The 17,928-nt window shown below is 72.5% G+C and carries 16 protein-coding genes and 1 pseudogene; 10 read left to right on the top strand and 7 right to left on the bottom strand.

Annotation, left to right across the window (positions count from 1 at the left end):
• Positions 1-135 precede the first annotated feature (135 nt).
• Together GXP74_RS18720 and GXP74_RS18715 are read left to right on the top strand one after the other, a co-directional pair.
• Positions 136-1,188, top strand: coding sequence for a type III polyketide synthase (locus GXP74_RS18720; protein WP_182452593.1), 1,053 nt, complete (start codon positions 136-138; stop codon positions 1,186-1,188).
• Positions 1,189-1,213: 25 nt separating this feature from the next.
• Positions 1,214-1,603, top strand: a pseudogene (locus GXP74_RS18715) (ACT domain-containing protein); the annotation flags it as partial.
• Positions 1,604-1,899: 296 nt separating this feature from the next.
• Here GXP74_RS18715 and GXP74_RS18710 read toward each other — a convergent pair.
• Both GXP74_RS18710 and GXP74_RS18705 read right to left on the bottom strand, forming a co-directional pair.
• Positions 1,900-3,138 (bottom strand): HNH endonuclease, encoded by a 1,239-nt coding sequence (locus GXP74_RS18710; protein ID WP_182452591.1) that lies wholly within the window; start codon positions 3,136-3,138, stop codon positions 1,900-1,902.
• A gap of 76 nt (positions 3,139-3,214) precedes the next feature.
• Complete coding sequence (locus GXP74_RS18705; RefSeq protein WP_182452590.1) at positions 3,215-3,577, bottom strand: DoxX family protein; 363 nt, start codon at positions 3,575-3,577, stop codon at positions 3,215-3,217.
• 106 nt (positions 3,578-3,683) lie between these two features.
• On the opposite strand from GXP74_RS18705, the gene GXP74_RS18700 reads away from it, so the two are divergent.
• Positions 3,684-4,061: a helix-turn-helix domain-containing protein gene (locus GXP74_RS18700; protein WP_182452589.1), complete on the top strand. Its 378-nt coding sequence runs from the start codon at positions 3,684-3,686 to the stop codon at positions 4,059-4,061.
• A 142-nt stretch (positions 4,062-4,203) separates the two neighbouring features.
• Positions 4,204-5,394 carry a serine hydrolase gene (locus GXP74_RS18695; protein ID WP_182452588.1) on the top strand — a complete coding sequence of 397 codons (1,191 nt, stop codon included), beginning with the start codon at positions 4,204-4,206 and terminating at the stop codon, positions 5,392-5,394.
• A gap of 14 nt (positions 5,395-5,408) precedes the next feature.
• On the opposite strand, the gene GXP74_RS18690 is transcribed toward GXP74_RS18695, so the two are convergent.
• A complete protein-coding gene (locus GXP74_RS18690) occupies positions 5,409-5,861 on the bottom strand; it encodes a MarR family winged helix-turn-helix transcriptional regulator (RefSeq protein WP_182452587.1) in 453 nt (150 codons plus the stop codon).
• A gap of 102 nt (positions 5,862-5,963) precedes the next feature.
• Between GXP74_RS18690 and GXP74_RS18685 the strand changes: the two genes are divergently transcribed.
• Positions 5,964-6,908 (top strand): zinc-binding dehydrogenase, encoded by a 945-nt coding sequence (locus GXP74_RS18685; RefSeq protein WP_182452586.1) that lies wholly within the window; start codon positions 5,964-5,966, stop codon positions 6,906-6,908.
• A gap of 98 nt (positions 6,909-7,006) precedes the next feature.
• On the opposite strand, the gene GXP74_RS18680 is transcribed toward GXP74_RS18685, so the two are convergent.
• A complete protein-coding gene (locus GXP74_RS18680; protein ID WP_182452585.1) occupies positions 7,007-8,509 on the bottom strand; it encodes a hypothetical protein in 1,503 nt (500 codons plus the stop codon).
• A 265-nt stretch (positions 8,510-8,774) separates the two neighbouring features.
• On the opposite strand from GXP74_RS18680, the gene GXP74_RS18675 reads away from it, so the two are divergent.
• Positions 8,775-9,497: a chitinase gene (locus GXP74_RS18675; protein WP_182452584.1), complete on the top strand. Its 723-nt coding sequence runs from the start codon at positions 8,775-8,777 to the stop codon at positions 9,495-9,497.
• A gap of 87 nt (positions 9,498-9,584) precedes the next feature.
• On the opposite strand, the gene GXP74_RS18670 is transcribed toward GXP74_RS18675, so the two are convergent.
• Positions 9,585-10,910 (bottom strand): aldehyde dehydrogenase family protein, encoded by a 1,326-nt coding sequence (locus GXP74_RS18670; protein WP_182452583.1) that lies wholly within the window; start codon positions 10,908-10,910, stop codon positions 9,585-9,587.
• A 291-nt stretch (positions 10,911-11,201) separates the two neighbouring features.
• Between GXP74_RS18670 and GXP74_RS18665 the strand changes: the two genes are divergently transcribed.
• Both GXP74_RS18665 and GXP74_RS18660 read left to right on the top strand, forming a co-directional pair.
• Positions 11,202-13,172: a protease pro-enzyme activation domain-containing protein gene (locus GXP74_RS18665; RefSeq protein WP_182452582.1), complete on the top strand. Its 1,971-nt coding sequence runs from the start codon at positions 11,202-11,204 to the stop codon at positions 13,170-13,172.
• A 172-nt stretch (positions 13,173-13,344) separates the two neighbouring features.
• Positions 13,345-14,124 carry an SDR family oxidoreductase gene (locus tag GXP74_RS18660; protein ID WP_182452581.1) on the top strand — a complete coding sequence of 260 codons (780 nt, stop codon included), beginning with the start codon at positions 13,345-13,347 and terminating at the stop codon, positions 14,122-14,124.
• A gap of 68 nt (positions 14,125-14,192) precedes the next feature.
• On the opposite strand, the gene GXP74_RS18655 is transcribed toward GXP74_RS18660, so the two are convergent.
• The gene (locus tag GXP74_RS18655; protein ID WP_182452580.1) at positions 14,193-15,308 is read right to left on the bottom strand and encodes a glycoside hydrolase family 19 protein; all 1,116 of its coding nucleotides are present in this window, start codon (positions 15,306-15,308) and stop codon (positions 14,193-14,195) included.
• Positions 15,309-15,555: 247 nt separating this feature from the next.
• Positions 15,556-16,485, bottom strand: coding sequence for a class A beta-lactamase (gene bla, locus GXP74_RS18650; RefSeq protein ID WP_182452579.1), 930 nt, complete (start codon positions 16,483-16,485; stop codon positions 15,556-15,558).
• Positions 16,486-16,708: 223 nt separating this feature from the next.
• Between bla and GXP74_RS18645 the strand changes: the two genes are divergently transcribed.
• Both GXP74_RS18645 and GXP74_RS18640 read left to right on the top strand, forming a co-directional pair.
• Positions 16,709-17,161, top strand: coding sequence for a helix-turn-helix transcriptional regulator (locus GXP74_RS18645; RefSeq protein WP_182452578.1), 453 nt, complete (start codon positions 16,709-16,711; stop codon positions 17,159-17,161).
• The gene (locus GXP74_RS18640) at positions 17,158-17,904 is read left to right on the top strand and encodes an aquaporin (RefSeq protein WP_182452577.1); all 747 of its coding nucleotides are present in this window, start codon (positions 17,158-17,160) and stop codon (positions 17,902-17,904) included. The genes GXP74_RS18645 and GXP74_RS18640 overlap by 4 nt, the downstream gene beginning before the upstream one ends.
• Positions 17,905-17,928: the final 24 nt, after the last annotated feature.

Below are 17,928 nucleotides of genomic sequence, written 5' to 3'. Positions count from 1 at the left end.
ACCGGCCACCGTAGATTGGGGCCAATCCCCACCGCGCCCCGCGCGCACCAAGTCCCCGACGGTCCCCGTCCGCGCCCCTCCGGGGCCGGGCCACGAACCCTGCGGAGAACCCGTGTCCGCCGGCAGGAGAGTCCCATGGCCGTGCTGTGCAAACCCGCGGTCGCGGTCCCGGAACACGTCATCACCCTGGAAGAGACGCTCGGCCTCGCCCGCAGCCTGCACCGCGACCACCCGCGGCTGGACCTCGCGCTGCGGCTGATCGAGAACACCGGTGTGCAGAAGCGCCACCTGGTCCAGCCCATCGAGCAGGTGCTCCAGCACCAGGGGCTGACCAGGCGGAGCGTCATCTACGAGGCCGAGTCCAAGGCCCGGGTCCCGGCCGTGGTGCGGCAGGCGCTCGACCATGCCGGGCTCGAACCTGAGCAGATCGACCTGATCGTGTATGTCTCCTGCACCGGCTTCATGATGCCCTCGCTGACCGCCTGGCTGATCAACACCATGGGGTTCCGCCCGCAGACCCGGCAGATCCCGATCGCCCAACTCGGCTGTGCCGGTGGCGGCGCGGCCATCAACCGGGCCCACGACTTCTGCACCGCCTACCCCGACAGCAACGCGCTCATCGTCGCCTGCGAGTTCTGCTCGCTCTGCTACCAGCCCACCGACCTGGGTATCGGCACCCTGCTGTCCAACGGCCTCTTCGGCGACGGCATCGCCGCCGCCGTGGTGCGCGGCCAGGGCGGGACCGGCATCAGCCTCGAACGCAACGGCTCCTACCTGGTCCCGGACACCGAGGACTGGATCTCCTACGCGGTCCGCCCCACCGGCTTCCACTTCCAGCTCGACAAGCGGGTCCCGGGGACGATGGAGCCGCTGAGCCCCGCCCTGCGCGCGCTGGCCGAGCAGCACCAGTGGAACATCGGCAAACTGGACTTCTACATCATCCACGCCGGTGGCCCGCGCATCCTGGACGACCTCACCCACCACCTGGACATCGCGCCGCACGCCTTCCGGCACAGCCGGGCCACGCTCACCCAGTACGGCAACATCGCCAGCGCGGTGATCCTGGACGCTCTCAGCCGCCTCTTCGACGAGCGGAGCAGCCTGCCCGGGCACCAGGGCATCCTGGCCGGGTTCGGTCCCGGGATCACCGCCGAGATCACCCTCGGCACCTGGACCACCGGCCAGTAGCCCGGCGCGCACCTAGGCTGGAGCCATGAGTGGTGAGCGGGAGCTGCGGAAGCTGTTGGCCGGGATGCGTCCGGAGCTCAATCCCGGGCGCTACGTCTTCGCCACGGTCGAGGGTGCGCTGCCACCCGGCGTGACGCCGGTGGTGACGGTCGCCGAGCGCGAGGGCCTGACCGTGGTGGCCCGGCTGGAGGAGGCCGATGCGGCGGGGCTGACGTACGACTACGTCGCCGGATGGATCACGCTGCGGGTGCACTCCGCGCTGGCGGCGGTCGGGCTGACCGCCGCCGCCGCCCAGGAGCTCGCCGAGTCCGGCCTGAGCTGCAACGTCGTCGCCGGTTACCACCACGACCACCTCTTCGTCCCCTATCAGCGCGCGCAGGAGGCGGTGGCCGTGCTGACCGCCCTGGCCCAGCGCGGGAACGTGGCCGCGCCGACCGCCTCGGCCATCGGGGCGCAGTACGCCGACCCCAGTGTCAGCACTACGGCGTCCCACCCCGAGGCCAGGACGGCCCGTCCGTCTTCAGCCTGACTGCCGGGGCCGGGCTGGTGGGGCCGGTGCCAGGTCGATCCACGGTGCCCGGCACGAGCAGGAGACCCATCCGGCGAATTCGGCGCCGCAGCGGGAGGCCTCCCGCGAGCTCGGCACCGCCCGCGCGGAGGTCGGCCTGGCTACCCCCTCTGACGATCCGTCCAGCGGAGGAGGGCGCCCCGTCAGCGCGGTGGGGTGCCGGAGTCGCCGCTGCCGGTCGCGCGCGCGTGCGCCGCCTGCGCCACCGTGAGGAGTGCCTGTTGGAGTGCCTCGCGCGTCCGGCCGCGGGTCTTCACCGCGTGGCAGTTGGGGCAGAGCGCGATCATCTGCCGGGCGTCGTCGGCGCCGCCGTCGGCGAGCCCCAGGACATGGTCGACCTCCAGGATGGGCCGCCCGTCGTCGGTGACGTCCTCGGGCTGGCCGGTGCAGGCGGGGTTCTCGCATCGGCCTCCGCTGCGCACCACAACGGCCCTGCGCATCGCCTTGCTTCGCAGGGGTGCCAGCACGGTGCGGGCGCTCCGCGCGCCCAGCCGGTCGTCCACCCCGATCAGGCCGACGCCGTAGAGCTGCCGGTACTCGGCGGCGGGCTCGGTCGACGGGGCGGGGGCCGACCCCGCGGCGCCGAGGTCCTCGACGAGTACCGCCGCGTCCAGGCCGAGTTCGGCGAGCAGACCGGTGGCGTCCAGGTCCTCGAAGTAGTCGACCAGCAGCCTGCCGACGACCGCCGCGCGTATCGTGCCCGAGGACCGCAGGAGCTGGTGCACCGCCTCGCTGAGACCGCCGACCGGCTCCTGTTCGTCGAACCAGCGCCGCAGTTGGCTGTCGCCGTGGGCGGACGGCACCGTACCCGCGAAGTCCCGCAGATCCCACAGGTCGGCACGGTGGAGGGCGGCGATCGGGTAGTCCGGGCGGGGTCGCTCACCCCGGGAGCCGTGGCGTGCCAGGAGTTGTTCGAGCTCTGTCCTGGTACTCGCCCAGTCGAGGAGCCGATCCTCGCCGCGCACGACGCGGCCGATGGACCACAGCAGCACCAACGGCTGGTACAGCGCGGGCCTGCCGTCGACCCGGCGCACCCGCAGCTTCCCCACCCGCTGGAGCAGGGACTCCCCCGTCCACCCGTCGGCCGGCGCCGAGTCCTGGCCGCCGGTGTCCACTACGGTGAACCCCAGTCGCCGCAGCACCGCCACGGCTCCGGCGAGTCCGCCGGAGAACTCGGCGGCGGCGAGGGCCGTCCGGCCGGGCAGATACCCGTGAGCGGCCCCGACCACGGCTTTCGACTCGTACCGGCCACCCCCGTGTTCGAGCACGTACTGCCGGGCCGACCCGAATCCGTAGCGGGCGAGGAACGCCTCACCGCCGAGCGTGTCGTACTCGCCGATCGCCTGCCGTACCGCGTCCTGAGTGATGTCCGCCAGAGTCATGCGGAGAACGGTAGACGATGACGTTCGTACGTTCGACACGACTCCGGAATTCGAACAACGGACACCCCGGACCGGCTCACCAGACCGTGGCGAGCCAGGCGGCGGCTGCGGCGAGGACGATCAGGGCGAGGTTGAGGCCGGTGTTCTTGGCCTCGCCCCGGGACAGGTGCAGACCGGCTGCCAGCACCTGGAGCACGATCAGGCCGAGTGCGGCCGCCAGTGCCAGGACGGGGGCTGTCCCGGTCAGCGGCGGCAGTACCAGACCGGCGACACCGAGGATCTCGACCACGCCGACCAGTCGGACCAGCCACATCGGGGCGGTGTCCACCCAGCCCATCATGGGGAGCAGCTGCTCCCTGCTCTGCGCGACCTTCTTCCCACCCGAGTACAGGTAGAAGACAGCCAGGAGTGCGGCGACGATCCAGTAGGCGATCTCCATCTTCGTCCTCCGTCATGGTTACGACTTGTCAGTGGGCACATGATCGGTGACTATGGCAACGCTTACAAAAGGCACACCGGTGTGCGTTGCGAACATGAGGACGCCGATGTCGAAGTACCGCAGCTCCTGCCTGATCCGCGGCGACGGCGGCCGGGCGATCCGCGGGGTGCTGGACCGCGTCGGCGACAGGTGGACGCTGCTGGTGGTGGCCACCCTCGACGGTGAACGCCTGCGCTTCACCGAACTCCAGCAGCGCGTGCCCGGAATCTCCCAGCGCATGCTCACCCGTACCGTCCGGCACCTGGAGCGGGACGGTCTGGTGTCGCGCACCGTGTTCCCGGAGGTCCCGCCGCGGGTCGAGTACGAGCTCACGGCGATGGGGCGGACCCTGATCGGTCCGGCCGTGGCCCTGGCCGAGTGGGCCGTCGACCACAACCCCGGCATCGCCCTGAGCCGGGCCGACTACGACGCCGAGCACCACTGAGCCGCGCGGCGGCGCCGCGTGAGGGCGAGGTGTCCGATCTCACGCAGGTGAGCTGCGCGGACGGGAAGGAAACGGCCCGGTCGGTCGTTCGCCCCTGAGGAGTCCGGGGACACGCACGAGTACGGGAGCAGCAGGAAACACGATGGAGATCCAGGGGACGGTGGCCGAGGGCTACGAGCCGGTCCGGGAGGCGTTCGCGGCCAACTTCGCCCATCGCGGTGAGCGTGGAGCGGCCTTCGCCCTCTACCGCGGCGGCCGGGCCGTGGTCGATCTCTGGGGCGGCAGCGCGGACGGCGACGGCGGCGGCGAGTGGGCCGAGGACACGGTCCAGGTCCTGCGCTCGGTGACCAAGGGCCTGAGTTCCGCCGTGGTGATGCTGCTGGTCGAGCGCGGACTGCTGGAGCTGGACACCCCCGTGGGCGACTACTGGCCGCAGTTCAAGGCCTCCGGCAAGGACTCGGTGACGGTACGTCAACTCCTGTCCCACCAGGCCGGACTGCCCGCGCTGGAGGTGCCGCTGAGCGTCGCACTGGCGGTCGACGGCGTGAGCGGCCCGCGATCCGTGGCCGAGCAGCGGCCGTTGTGGGAGCCGGGCACCGCGCACGGCTACCACCCGCACACGTTCAGCTGGTTGACCGGTGAACTCGTCCTCCGGGCCACCGGGCGCACCCTGGGCACGGTGCTCGCCGAGGAGGTCGCCGGGCCCCTGGGGCTGGATCTGTGGATCGGCCTGCCGCCCGAACAGCGGTACCGGGTGGGCCGGTTGGCGGCGGTCGCGGCCCCGTCCGCGGCGTCCGGCGCGGCTCCGCGGTTCCGACCCCGGCGGGAGGTGGCCGAGGCCTACGCCGATCCCGGCTCGCCGACCCGACGCGCCTTCGGCGCGATCGACCCGGCGCCGGACGAGAACACCGACGCCTGGCGCTCCGCCGAACTGCCCGGCGCCAACGGCATCGCCACCGCGCGCGCCGTCGCCCGCTGCTACGCCGCGCTGATCGGCGACGTCGACGGCGCGGCCCGCCTGCTGCGGCCGGAGACCCTCGCCGCCGCCACCGCCGAACAGGTGAGCGGGCCGGACCGGGTACTGATCGCGCACAGCCGGTTCGGCCTCGGCTTCATGCTGCACGGTCCCGCGTCCCCGATGACCTCGGCCGCCGCCTTCGGCCACCCGGGCCGGGGCGGTTCACTGGGCTTCGCCGACCCCGCGCTCGGCATCGGGTTCGGCTACGTCACCAACGGCATGCTGCCCACGGTCGTCAACGACCCGCGCGCCCAGGCGCTGGTCCGCGCCGTGCGCGAATGCGTCGCGGCGGACGCCGCACCCCGGCTCGGCTGACCGCCCGCCGCCGGTCAGTGGGAGGGCTCGTCCGCCTGGACGATGCGGCGCAGCAATCCCAGCAACTGCTCCCGCTCAGCGGGCGAGAGGGCGGCGGTGAGCTCGTCATTGGCCTCGTCGCCGAGCTCCTGGGTACGCCGCAGGCAGCGCGTGCCCTCGGCCGAGATGGTGACGGCGTTCTTCCGCCGGTCCGCCGGATCGGGCGTTCGGGTTACCAGTTGGCGCTGCTGTAGGTCGTTGACGACGGCGACCATGTCCTTGGGGTCGATGCCCAGGGTGCGGCTCAGGTCCGCCTGCGACACCGGCCCCAGCTCGGCCACGGCCGACAGCACCGCGTGGTGCATCATCCGCAGCCCCTCGCGGGCCAGTGCCTCGGCGACCAGCCGGTGACCGCGCGCGGCGGCCCGGCCCAGCAGCCAGCTGGGCAGCGCGCGGATGCGGGAGGGGGCGTAGGGGGCTTCGGTCATGGGAGAAGATTATCCAGAAACCATTGGGAGGACCAACGGCTTCTCTGTATCATTGGGGCTCCCAACGACATCATTGGGACTCCCAACGACCTGGAGGTGTCCATGCGGCGTGTCCGCTTCTACCAGTACGGCGGCCCGGACGTGCTGCGGGTGGAGGAGGCCGAAGCCCCTCAGCCCGGCCCCGGTGAGCTGCTGATCCGTACCGAGGCCATCGGCGTCACGCTGCCGTCCGTGCGCAAGGTGCGCGGCGAGGGCGGCGGGGCGGACGGCGCCGGGCTGCCGGGGATCCTCGGCGGCGAGGTCGCCGGTGAGGTGGTCGCGCTCGGCCCGGAGGTGACCGGGTTCCAGGTCGGCGAGCGGGTGACCGCACTCAGCTTCACCGGCTCGTACGCCGAACTCGCCGTCGCGCCCGCCGCCTTCGCCGACCGGATCCCGGACGGCGGCGACCCGGTGCAGGCCGTGGCGCTGGTGCGCAGCGGACAGGTCGCGCTCGCCGTACTCGCCGCAGCCGCGCCCACCGCCACCGAGTCGCTGCTGGTCACCGGGGCCGCCAGCGGGGTGGGACACCTCGCGGTGCAACTGGCCGGGCTCCGGGGCGTCGCGCGGGTGGTCGCGGCGGTGAGTTCGCCCACCAAGGAGGAGTTCCTGCGCGCCCAGGGCGCGGACGAGGTGGTGACGTACGACAGCGAGAGCTGGGGCGAACCGGTCGATGTCGTACTGGAGGGCGTCGGCGGCGATCTGCTCCCCCGCGCCGTGGCCGCGCTGGCACCGGGCGGGCGGATGGTGTTCTTCGGCTCGGGCGGCGGTACCGTCCCCGCCTTCGACCTGCTCGCCGGGGCGAAGTCGATCACCGGCGTCAGCATGGCCCGGTTCTCCACCACCCAGCGCGAGCTCTACCGCCGGCAGGGTGCGTACCTGTGGGAACTCGCCCTGTCGGGGCGGTTGACGCCCGCCGTGCACGCCGAGATCCCGCTGGCCGAGGCGGCCCGGGCGCACGAGATCATCGAAGCCCGGGCCAACCTGGGCAAGGTCGTCCTGCGCCCGTAGCACGGCACCGACCGCGCCGCACCGCGCGGGAGAGCGGTCAGCGCGGGAGAGCGGTCAGCGCGCGGGCGGCGCGTCCGAGCGGCGGGGGTGCAACGGGATCAGCCGGGGTCGGCCGGGATCCCGGCGAGGTCGAGCAGGCGGTGCGTCGCCCCGGTCGGCAGGGCCGGGTTGGCGGCCGCGGCCCGGGCGTGCCTCGGGTCGCCGAGTCGGCGGACCAACTCGGCGCCGGGCAGCCGCGGATCGCTCACCGCCCAGGGGGCGACGTACGGGTCATCGGCCAGCCGCAGCACCAACTCCGGTCCGCCGTCCGGGTCGTACAGCGCCGCGTGCCGGAGGCGGTCGTTGGCGTGGTCGGCGAAGCGGGCCAGGCCGGGCCGGGCGAAGTTGGGGTGGCCCAGCAGCATGCCCCAGCGCAGGCCGTGCCAGTGGGCGTACATCTCGATCACCAGCTCGTGCGGCGCGTCCGGGCAGGACTCGCAGAGGGTGAGCCGGACGAAGAAGTCCTCGTCGTCGGCGAGCAGCCGCACCACGTCCGGCGGCAGTTGCCGGGCCATGGCGATGCCGCGGCGCAGCAGCACGTGCGCGGAGGCGGCCGCCCGGCGGGCGACGGCGGGCTCGTGGCCGCGTTCCCTGATCCACCTCGGTGGCCAGGTGTGGCCGTTCGGCACGATGTAGGCGATCGCGGCCCGCTGCTCCTCGGTCAGCTCCTCGCGCTGGGAGAGGGTCAGCCGGACCCCGTCATCGGGGTCCTCGGACAGGCGCAGGGCCAGTTCGGTGGGGGCGTGCGGGTTGGCGGCGAGGGCGCGTCGGATCGCCGGGTCCTCGTCTTCGGCGAGCAGCTCGGCCAGCTCCCGGTCGAGCGGCGCCTCACTCGCTGCCCGCAACCGCCGCTCCCGGGTCGCGGCCAGGTACTGGGGGACGCGGCAGGGCAGCGGCTGCTCGATCCGGCTGGCCTCCTCGACGGCGGCCCGGACGCCGGGGTCGGCGTCGTCACGCAGTGCGTCCCGGACGCCGGGCGGCAGCCGCGCCCAGGTGGCGCGGCCCACCGCCGCCTGCCGCACCTGGGGGTCGGGGTCCGCCGCGAGCCGTGCCCGGGTCAGGACCGGCAGATCCAGGTACCTGGCGGTCAGCGCGCGGACCCTGGCGTCGGGGTCGGCGGCGAGTAGCAGTCGGGTTTCCGCCGGTATCTGCCGTCCCCAGTCGCCGCTCAGCGCGACGTACCCGCGCCGGACGCGCGGGTCGGGGTCGTGGACCATTGCCGCCAGTGCGGCGCTGTCCGCGTTGGGGTTCTCCAGGAGTTGGCGGCGCTGCCGCACGTTCCCGCGGGCCATCACCGCTTCGGTGGTCCCGGGCCGGAGGTCCCGCTGGGTGAGCCAGAAGTCGACGGCGTCCGACGGGAGTTCGACCGGCAGCAGCCGTCGCAGCGCACCGGCCGACAGCGCCGGATTGCGTCGCAGGCCCAGCAGCCACCGCTCGTGCAACTCGGCGCCGCCACGCCGAAGGGCCGACTCGACCTCGCCCGCCGGGCCGTTGGCCGGGCGGCCGTCGCGGACCCGCGCCAGCCACAGCTCACCGGCGTCCGTCCCGCGCTGCTCACTCATACCAGCCATGATCCCAGAGCTGTTGCCCGCGAGGGAACTTGGCGGTGCAGCCACCCGGAGCCGGTGCGGGCCCTGCCACAACCGTCGGTGGCCGCACCGGAATCGCGGTACGTCGTACTCGCACGATCAACTGCGGTGTGTCGCACGGTGCCGACGCAGCGTGACCAGGACGATGGGGGTCGGCGTTCCGGGCGGCCCTGCGCGCAGCGCGGGCCCCCGGGGATCGCCCCTGTCCTCCGTCCGGGCTGTACAAGGAGTTACGAGCATGTCCCTACGACGCGTCCTGGCCACCGTCACCTCGGCCGCCTTCGCGATCGCGCTGGTCGCGGTCGCCCCCGCGACCCCCTCGGCCGCCGCCACCAGGTCCGCTGGGTTCGTGGTGAGCCAGTCCCAGTTCAACAAGATGTTCCCCAGCCGCAACTCCTTCTACAGCTACCAGGGGCTGGTCGACGCGCTGGGCACCTACCCGGGTTTCACCACCACCGGCGACAACGGCACCAGGAAGCGCGAGGCGGCGGCCTTCCTGGCCAACGTCAGCCACGAGACCGGTGGGTTGAGGTACGTGGTCGAGCAGAACACCGCCAACTACTCGCACTACTGCGACACTTCGCAGCCTTACGGCTGTCCGGCCGGGGTCAGCGCCTACTACGGGCGCGGCCCGCTCCAGTTGAGTTGGAACTTCAACTACAAGGCCGCCGGTGACTCGCTGCACATCGACCTGCTGCACGACCCGTACAAGGTGGAGAAGGACGCGGCGGTCTCCTGGGAGACCGGCCTGTGGTTCTGGAACACCCAGCGGGGCGCGGGCAGCATGACCCCGCATGACGCGATGGTCGACAACCGGGGCTTCGGTGAGACCATCCGCAGCATCAACGGCGACCTGGAGTGCAACGGCAAGAACCCGGACGAGCGCCAGGACCGGATCAACCTGTACCAGAAGTTCACCGGCATCCTCGGCACGAACCCCGGCGGCAACCTGTCCTGCTGACCCGTCCTGCTAACCCAGCGGTGGGGCCCGGTGGCCGTACGGTCACCGGGTCCCACCGGGCCCCACCGCGCGCTCCGGCGGCTTCGCTCAGGCGCTGAGCGGCTTCTCCAGCACCGCCTTGCGGTGGCTGAAGGTCTCGATCGAGTAGCGCCCGTGGTAGTTGCCCATGCCGCTCTCCCCCACGCCGCCAAACGGCAGGTCGGAGACGGTGAGATGGGCGAGCGGCAGGCCGTAGCCCAGGCCGCCGGAGGAGGTCTCGGCGGCGAACCGCTCCCGGGTGGCGTCGGCGTCGGTGAAGACGTACAGGGCGAGCGGCTTGTCCCGCTGGTTGACGTAGTCGATCGCCTCGTCCAGGCCGGGGACGGTGACGATCGGCAGGATCGGACCGAAGATCTCCTCCTGCATCACCGGCGACTCGGGAGCGACGTCGCCCAGGACGGTCGGCGCGATGTACTTGGTCGCCCGGTCGCTGTCGCCGCCGGTGACCACCCGGCCGGAGCCGAGCAGGCCCTGCAACCGGTCGAAGTGGCGCTCGTTGACGATCCGCCCGTACTCGCCGGAGGCCGCCGGGTCGGAGCCGAAGAGGGATTCCACCGCGCGGGCCAGGGCGGGCTCCAGCGCGCGGGCGGTCTCCGGGTCGGTCAGCACGTAGTCGGGAGCGACGCAGGTCTGTCCCGCGTTGAGGAACTTGCCGGCCGCGAGGCGCCCGGCCACGACCGCCAGGTCGGTGTCGCGATCCACGAACGCCGGTGACTTGCCGCCGAGTTCGAGGGTGACCGGGGTGAGGTGCTCGGCGGCGGCCCGGAGCACGACCCGGCCGACCGTGCCGTTGCCGGTGTAGAAGATGTGGTCGAACCGCTCCGCGAGCAGCGCCGTGGTCTCCGGGATGCCGCCCTCGACCACGGCCACCGCCTGGGTGTCCAGGTACTGCGGCAGCAGCCGGGCGAGCACGGCGGAGGTGGCCGGGGCCAGTTCGCTCGGCTTGGCGACCACCGCGTTGCCCGCGGCCAGCGCCCCGAGCAGGGGCGTCAGCAGCAGTTGCACCGGGTAGTTCCAGGGCGCGATCACCAGCACCACGCCCAGCGGGTCGTACTGCGTCCAGGCCCTCGCGTCGTCCCCGAGCCGGGCCGGGACCGGGGCGGGCTCCGGGCGCAGCCAGGCCTCCAGGTGTTCCAGCGTGTGGTCGATCTCCCGCACCGTGAAGTCGATCTCCGTGCGGTGTGCCTCGGTGGAGCTCTTGCCGAGGTCGGCATGGAGCGCGGCGGCCACGTCGGCGCCGTGCTCGGTGAGCAACTCGCGCAGGCGGCGCAGCTGGCCGGTACGCCACTCGACGGGCTTGGTGCGGCCGGTGTCGAAGGTGGCGCGCAGCCGGGCCACGATGTCGGCGGGCTGTTCGGAGGTGGACTGGTTCACGGGGCCTCGATCGTCGGAGCGGGGGGATCCCCGCTCAGGTGTGGCGGGCCACCCGGCCCGCGCGTGCTGTTCTCCACCGAGCAACTTACTCGGTGTAAATACCAACCTTTTACCCGCGCGGATTCATTCCCGCTCCGGTGAGTCGTTCCCCGGCGTGTCCGATTCATCCCCTCACTCCGCCAAATGGACAAGGTTTGTGTTCGACCGCAACCGGGGATTGTGCGGACCGCGTCGTACGCGCATGAGAGCGGCGGCTGTGGGGGCGCTGTGTTGGCAGGAGGGTGAAAGCGTATGACCGGGCTTTTTCACACGGGGGCCGCGATGGCGGCCGGGGTGGTGCTGGCCGCCGGCGGGGTGACCGGGGTGGCGGGTTCCGCCCCGGTGGCGTCGACCGTCGCGGTACCCGGGTCGGTCCCCGCCGCGGTGGGCAGCGCCGCGCGGGTGGGGGCGGCGCCCGCGTCCCAGCCGCTGACGGTCCAGGTGTGGCTCAACCCGGACGCGACGCGCGCCGCCGCCGCCGCGGACGCCATCGCCACGCCGGGCAGCCCGGAGTACCACCACTACCTGAGCCCCGATGCCTACACCGCCGACTTCGGCGCCTCGGCGGCGCGGGCCGGGGCGGTGGCGTCCTGGCTCACCGGCAAGGGGCTGACCGGGGTCCGGGTCGACAGCGGCCGTGACTACGTCTCGGCGACCGGGCCGGTCTCGGCGGTCGAGTCGGCCTTCCGGGTGGGCATCGGCAGGTACCGGGCCAAGGGCGCCGCAGCCGGGCAGGCGGGCCGGTCGTCCGTGTTCACCGCCAACGACCGCGAGGTGTCGGTGCCCGCCGCGCTGGCCGCCGACGTGCTGGCGGTGACCGGGTTGAGCAGCGCGTCCGCCGCGTCCCCGGGCACGGCGGTGTCGGCTCCGCCGATCCGCCCGGCGGCCGGGGCGGCCACCTGCTCCCAGTACTGGGCGCAGCACACCCACCCGCTCAGCCCCGCGTACCAGCGGCTGACCACGGTCTCGCTGCCGGTGTGCGGGTACTCCGCCGCGCAGCTGCGCGCCGCCTACGGGGCGACGCCGCAGGCGGACGGCAGTGGCCAGACCGTGGCGCTGACCGAGGACGAGCCGCCGACCGCGATGTTCCGGACGCTGACGGCGTACGCCCGCGCCAACGGCCTGCCGCTGCCGAAGCCAGCCCAGTTCCGCCAGGTCCAGGCCGGGGGCGCGTGCAAGGCGGCCTCGGCGACAGCGGACCGGACGGCGGACTCGGCGGCGCAGTCGCCCGCCGTCGACGTCGAGGCGGAGATGGACTCCGAGGCTGTCTACGCCATGGCTCCGGGCGCGGACCAGGTGATGGTGGTGGGCGGCGGCTGCGACGAGGACCAGGCGCTGCTGGACGCGGCCTCGGCCGTGCTGACCGGCGACGGGCACCACCCCCTGGCCTCCATCGCGTCGAACTCGTGGCAGATCCCGCTGGGTGAGGTGGCGCCGCAGGTCGTGCACGCCATCGATGTGCGGGCCGCGGCCGAGGGGGTCGGCATGTACGTCGCCTCCGGCGACACCCCGGGCCTGACGGTCACCGACTCCGACCCGTACGCGGTGGCGGTGGGCGGCACCACCCTGGGCATCGGGGCCACCGGGAACCGGGTGTTCGAGACCGGCTGGTCCGACGACTTCGGTTCGCTGAGCGGCGGCACGTGGACCGACCTGGGCGTCAGCGGGGGCGGCGGGGGCGTCAGCGAGGTCTACCAGCAGCCCGCGTACCAGAAGGGCGTCGTTCCGGCGTCGATGGCCCAGGTCAAGGTGGCCGGCAAGACGGTGCTCGGCCGGACGGTGCCCGACATCGCCGCCGACGCCGACCCGGACACCGGCATGCTGATCGGCTACACCGAAACGGACAGCAGTGGGAAGCCGGGCCGCTACCTCACCGTGACGAACGGCGGCACCAGTCTGGCCACCCCACTGGTCGCGGGCCTGGTGGCGGACGCCCAGCAGGGCCAGAAGTCGCCCTACGGCTTCATCAACCCGCTGCTCTACCGCCTGGCCGCCACCCAGGCGTTCCACGACGCCCTGCCGATCGGCGCGACCGCGCCGCAGCAGGACCGGGCCGCGTACATCGCGCCCGACGACTCCTTCAGCACCGCGAACGTCGACGTCTTCGACTCCCAGAACCGCCCCGACACCCAGCAGGTGACCGCCAAGGGCTACGACACCATGACCGGCATCGGCACTCCGAACGGTGCCGCCTTCGTCGCCGCCCTGCGCCGCGGCCACTGACCGACGTCGGTTGGGTCGGCCAGGTGGGCGGCTTGCCTGGTACTGACAGTCCTATGAAAGCGGGTCGACTGCCTCCCGGGGGGTTCTGGTCGCATGGTGGGGACAGGACGGCGCCGGGCAACCGCCCTTGCCGACGCCGTCCGGGCCCAGTGTCACGAAAGGACATCCCCTCATGAGCAAGCTCGCTCTCGTCACCGGCGCGACCTCCGGCATCGGCAGGGCATTCGCCGAGCGCTTCGCCGCCGACGGCTACGACCTGGTCATCGTCGGCCGCCGCGAGGACCGGCTCCTGGAGTTCGCCTCCGAGTACTCCCAGGTCAAGGTCCGCCCGGTCACCGCGGACCTCTCGACGGAGGAAGGTATCGACACCGTCGCCGGGTACTGCGCCGACGAACCCCTGGACGTGCTGGTCAACAACGCCGGTGTCGCCCACTACATGCCGTTGGCCGACCTGCCCGCCGCCAAGGCCCGGGAGCTGGTCAACGTCAAGGTCCTCGCCCCGACCCTGCTGATGCGGGCCGCTGTCGGCGGCATGCGGCAGCGCGGCCGGGGTTCGATCATCAATGTGGCCGGCATGATCGCCTTCAGCGGGCCCGCGGACGCGTCCGTGATGCCGCGCCGCGCCGTCTACACGGGCACCCTCGCCCACCTCGTGGCCATGTCCCAGACCCTCAGCGCCGAACTGGAGGGCACCGGCGTACGGGTCCAGGTGGTCTGCCCCGGGGTTGTGGCCACCGAGTTCCACTCGTCCCAGGGCCTGGACCTGAGCGCCGTGCCCCGGATGAGCGCCGAGGACGTGGTCACCGGCGCGTTGCGCGGCCTGGAACTCGGCGAGGTCGTCAGCGCCCCCGGTGTCGAGGACTACCGGCTCCTCGACAGCGTCTTCCGGGCCGATCTCGCCGCCTTCTCCGGCCAGAGCCCCGAACTCGCCGGCCGCTACCGGGCGAACTGACCGGGCTGCTTCCTCACGAGGGTTCCCCGGCAGCGGGTGCGCTGCCGGGGAACCCTCGTCGGGCCGCCTCAGCAGGTGAGGTTGCTGCCCGGGGAGACACCGAGGATCGACGTGAAGGACTCGTAGTCGTTGACCCGGTCCTGCATCTCGGCGGTGTTGCCGCCGTTGCACTCAACGCTGCCGTTGATGGCCTCGATGGTCTGGCCGAAGCCGGCGCCGTTGACGATCGCGTTGTGCGCGGTCATGCTGCCGGGGCCGGTCTGGGTGTCCCAGTACCACAGCGCGGTCTCCCAGGAGACGGACGCGTTGGTGGCGACCAGGCCGGGGTTGTCGAGCAGGTCGACCCCGAGCGCGTTGCCGGCCGCCTCGTAGTTGAAGTTCCAGCTGATCTGGAGCGGGCCGCGCCCGTAGTAGGCGTACGTCCCGGCCGGGCAGCCGTACGACTCACTCGCGCAGTAGTCGCCCGACTGGTCGATCTCGGTGACGTAGACCAGCCCGCCGGTCTCGTGGTCCACGTTGGCCAGGAAGGCGGCGGCCTCCTGCTTCTGCACGGTGGCACTGCCGGTGGTGGCGAAGCCCGGGTAGGAGCTGAGCGCGGCCACCAGCCCGCTGTAGGTGTAGAACGAGTTCCGGTTCGGGAACATCTGGTCGAACTGCGCCTCGCTGACGACGAAGCCGCTGGAGCCGCCGCCTCCCGTACCGCCACCGGAACCGGTGCAGCTGTAGGGGGACCAGTACCAGGTGCTGATCGTCGGGTCATAGCCCGGGTTGGCGTTGGTGGCGATGTAGTACTGGCCGTTGGCCGGGTACTCCACGATCGCACCGACCGCGTAGGACTGGCCCGCCACCCACGTCGGGTAGCCGCTGCAACTGGTGCTGCCGCCACCGGAACCGGTACAGGTGTAGGGGGACCAGTACCAGGTGCTGATCGTCGGGTCGTACCCCGGGTTGGCGTTGGTGGCGATGTAGTACTGGCCGTTGGCCGGGTACTCCACGATCGCACCGACCGCGTAGGACTGGCCCGCCACCCACGTCGGATAGCTGCTGCAACTGGTCGCGGCGGGGGTGACCGCGGCGTTGGCGGGCGGGGTCGCGAGGGTGAGCGTCATCAGGCCGATCATGCTGACCAGCAGGGCCATCAGCACCAGCAGCCGGACGCGTCCGGGCGCGTGCGCATGGGTCATGTGCCACTCCTGTGTGGGGGTGAGTGGTGCCGCTCATCCAGGTGCGGCGTGAGCGGTGATGGCTGCACGTAACCGGATTGGTCCAGACCAGTCAAGAGAAGTCACCAAGAGGTGGACGATCTGCACGACTTGATGACGAAAAACATCCAGGATATCCACACCCGCGGCCGCACACCGACGGCTTGCCTTCACTCCTGGAAGCATTCGCCGCCGGTGGCGGGGCGGCCCGACGCGGCCCCGGCAGGTGTCAGCCGAGCGCCGCCGCCAGCAGGGCGGCACTCCGGGCGACCAGTGGCTCGTCCGCCGGAGCGGTGGCGTCCGGCTTGGTGGACAGGACGGCCAGCACCAGCGGTGTGCGGTCCGGGGTCCAGGCGATGCCGACATCGTTGGTGGTGCCGTAGTCGCCGGTGCCGGTCTTGTCCGCGAGGGTCCAGCCCTTGGGGAGTCCGGCCCGGAAGCGGGCGCCGCTGGTGGTGTCGGCCAGCAGCCACTCGGTCAACTGCCGCCGGTCGCGCGGCGCGAGCGCGTCCCCGAGGACCAGCTTGACGTTGGTCCAACCGATCGCGGCCGGGCTGGTGGTGTCCGTCACCCGCCACGGTTCGGCGGAGTTCAACTCGGGCTCCCACCGGTCGAGTCGGGTCACCTCGTCGCCGATGGACCGGCAGAAGCGGGTGACCGCCGTGGGGCCGCCGAGCTCACGGAGCAGCAGGTTGGCGGCGGCGTTGTCGCTGTAGTCGATGGCGGCGGCGCACAACTCGGCGACGGTCATGCCGTTCGCCAGGTGCTCGGGGGTGCCCGTGATCGGGGCGTAGCCCGCGGTGGTGACGTCCTGCTCGGTGTACCGGACGCGCTTGGCGAGGAAGCGGCCGTCCCGGTCGAGGTCCCGCAGCACGGCCGCGGCGGTGATCGTCTTGTGCACCGAACAGATCGGGAAGAGCTCGTCGGCGCGGTAGGCCACGCTCCGACCGGTCACCAGGTTCCGCGCGAACACCCCCAGCCGAGCGCCGTGCTGCCGTTCGAGTTCCGCCAGTGCCTGGACGACCGGGTCCCCACCCACTGCCGTACCTCCCGCCGCGTAGGCGGTGCCGCCCGTGGACACGGCGGCGGCCAGCGCCGTCCCCGCCCCCAGGGCCAGTACCGCGCGGCGGCTCGGACGCTCTCCGAAGGTCTCCACCATCGCTTCCTCCTCGTGTTCGACAACCGTCTTCAGCAACTGAGGACGCCTCAGCGCCCGGTCCAGTTCGCCGTTTTCCACCCTAGGCGCCGTCGGGCGCGCCACGGCCGACGGCGGCCCCGGGCGGGGCGAGTGGCCAGGGCAGTCCCCTTGATCCGTTTCTGTTTCGACGGCTGTCGGTACAGTGGGGCTTGCCTCTCGATTAGATGACTGTCAACATAGATACATGTCTAATCTTGAGCTGCCCGTGCTGGGGCCTGACGCGCGGGGGCAGCGTGCCGTCGGTTGCTGCTCGCCGATGGCCCGCGAGCCCTTGGGCGAGGCGGACGCGGTCAAGCTGGCGCGGGTCTTCAAGGCGCTGGCGGACCCGGTGCGGCTGCGGCTGCTGTCGCTGATCGCCTCGCACGAGGGCGGCGAGGCCTGCGTGTGCGACCTGACCGGCCCGTTCGACGTGTCCCAGCCGACCATCTCGCACCACCTGAAGGTGCTGCGGGAAGCCGGTCTGGTCGGATCCGAACGGCGCGGCACCTGGGTGTACTACTGGGTGCTTCCCACTGCCCTGGCCCAGCTCGCCGCCCTGCTCCAGGCACCGGACGGCGAAGGCGCACCCGACAGCGACGGCGCACCGGACAGCGACGGCACCCCCGACGGCGAAGGCGCCGCGCGAGCCGCGGGATGACCGCGATACCGCTGGCCCGCCGGGCCGGGGCGGAGCTCGTCGGCACGGCCGCGCTGGTCACGGTGGTGGTCGGCTCCGGCATCCAGGCCACCGCGCTCACCTCCGATGTCGGCCTGCGGCTGCTGGCGAACTCGCTGGCCACGGTCCTCGGCCTGGGCGTGCTGATCGCCCTGCTCGGCCCGGTCTCCGGCGCGCACTTCAACCCGGTGGTCACCCTGGCCGCCTGGTGGACCGGCCGCCGGGGCGACGACGGGCCCGCGCTGCGGGAGCTGGCCGCGTACCTCCCCGCCCAGATCGCCGGGGCCATCGGCGGGGCGGCCCTGGCGGACGCGATGTTCGCCGAGCCGCTGGCGCACCTGTCCACCCACCACCGCTCGGCCCCGCAGCTGCTGCTGGGCGAGGTGGTCGCCACCGCCGGACTGGTCCTGCTGGTCTTCGGCCTCGCCCGCACCGGACGCGAGCGGCTGGCCCCGGTCGCGGTCGCCTGCTACATCGGCGCGGCGTACTGGTTCACCTCCTCCACCAGCTTCGCCAACCCGGCGGTCACCATCGGCCGCGCGTTCACCGACACCTTCGCCGGGATCGCCCCGGTCTCCGTACCCGGGTTCGTCGGCGCCCAACTGGTCGGCCTGGCACTGGGACTGGCCCTGCTCACGCTGCTGTTCGGCCACCCGACCCCGCCCCCGGCCGACCACGGTGCGGTATCCCGGGCCGAGCCCGGCGTCGTCGGCTCCGCCCGCTGACCCGCCCCTCTGCCCCCGCCGCTC

Source organism: Streptacidiphilus sp. P02-A3a (assembly GCF_014084105.1).
Lineage (GTDB): Bacteria > Actinomycetota > Actinomycetes > Streptomycetales > Streptomycetaceae > Streptacidiphilus.
Note: the sequence above shows the minus strand (reverse complement) of the source record. Positions and strands in the feature narration are given on the sequence as shown.

What these genes read in the sequence shown, in the direction of transcription:
- GXP74_RS18720 (WP_182452593.1), top strand. Translation starts at nt 136, where the DNA reads ATGGCCGTGCTGTGCAAACCCGCGGTCGCGGTCCCGGAACACGTCATC.
- GXP74_RS18710 (WP_182452591.1), bottom strand. Translation starts at nt 3,138, where the DNA reads ATGACTCTGGCGGACATCACTCAGGACGCGGTACGGCAGGCGATCGGC.
- GXP74_RS18705 (WP_182452590.1), bottom strand. Translation starts at nt 3,577, where the DNA reads ATGGAGATCGCCTACTGGATCGTCGCCGCACTCCTGGCTGTCTTCTAC.
- GXP74_RS18700 (WP_182452589.1), top strand. Translation starts at nt 3,684, where the DNA reads ATGTCGAAGTACCGCAGCTCCTGCCTGATCCGCGGCGACGGCGGCCGG.
- GXP74_RS18695 (WP_182452588.1), top strand. Translation starts at nt 4,204, where the DNA reads ATGGAGATCCAGGGGACGGTGGCCGAGGGCTACGAGCCGGTCCGGGAG.
- GXP74_RS18690 (WP_182452587.1), bottom strand. Translation starts at nt 5,861, where the DNA reads ATGACCGAAGCCCCCTACGCCCCCTCCCGCATCCGCGCGCTGCCCAGC.
- GXP74_RS18685 (WP_182452586.1), top strand. Translation starts at nt 5,964, where the DNA reads ATGCGGCGTGTCCGCTTCTACCAGTACGGCGGCCCGGACGTGCTGCGG.
- GXP74_RS18680 (WP_182452585.1), bottom strand. Translation starts at nt 8,509, where the DNA reads ATGAGTGAGCAGCGCGGGACGGACGCCGGTGAGCTGTGGCTGGCGCGG.
- GXP74_RS18675 (WP_182452584.1), top strand. Translation starts at nt 8,775, where the DNA reads ATGTCCCTACGACGCGTCCTGGCCACCGTCACCTCGGCCGCCTTCGCG.
- GXP74_RS18665 (WP_182452582.1), top strand. Translation starts at nt 11,202, where the DNA reads ATGACCGGGCTTTTTCACACGGGGGCCGCGATGGCGGCCGGGGTGGTG.
- GXP74_RS18660 (WP_182452581.1), top strand. Translation starts at nt 13,345, where the DNA reads ATGAGCAAGCTCGCTCTCGTCACCGGCGCGACCTCCGGCATCGGCAGG.
- GXP74_RS18655 (WP_182452580.1), bottom strand. Translation starts at nt 15,308, where the DNA reads ATGACCCATGCGCACGCGCCCGGACGCGTCCGGCTGCTGGTGCTGATG.
- bla (WP_182452579.1), bottom strand. Translation starts at nt 16,485, where the DNA reads ATGGTGGAGACCTTCGGAGAGCGTCCGAGCCGCCGCGCGGTACTGGCC.
- GXP74_RS18645 (WP_182452578.1), top strand. Translation starts at nt 16,709, where the DNA reads ATGTCTAATCTTGAGCTGCCCGTGCTGGGGCCTGACGCGCGGGGGCAG.
- GXP74_RS18640 (WP_182452577.1), top strand. Translation starts at nt 17,158, where the DNA reads ATGACCGCGATACCGCTGGCCCGCCGGGCCGGGGCGGAGCTCGTCGGC.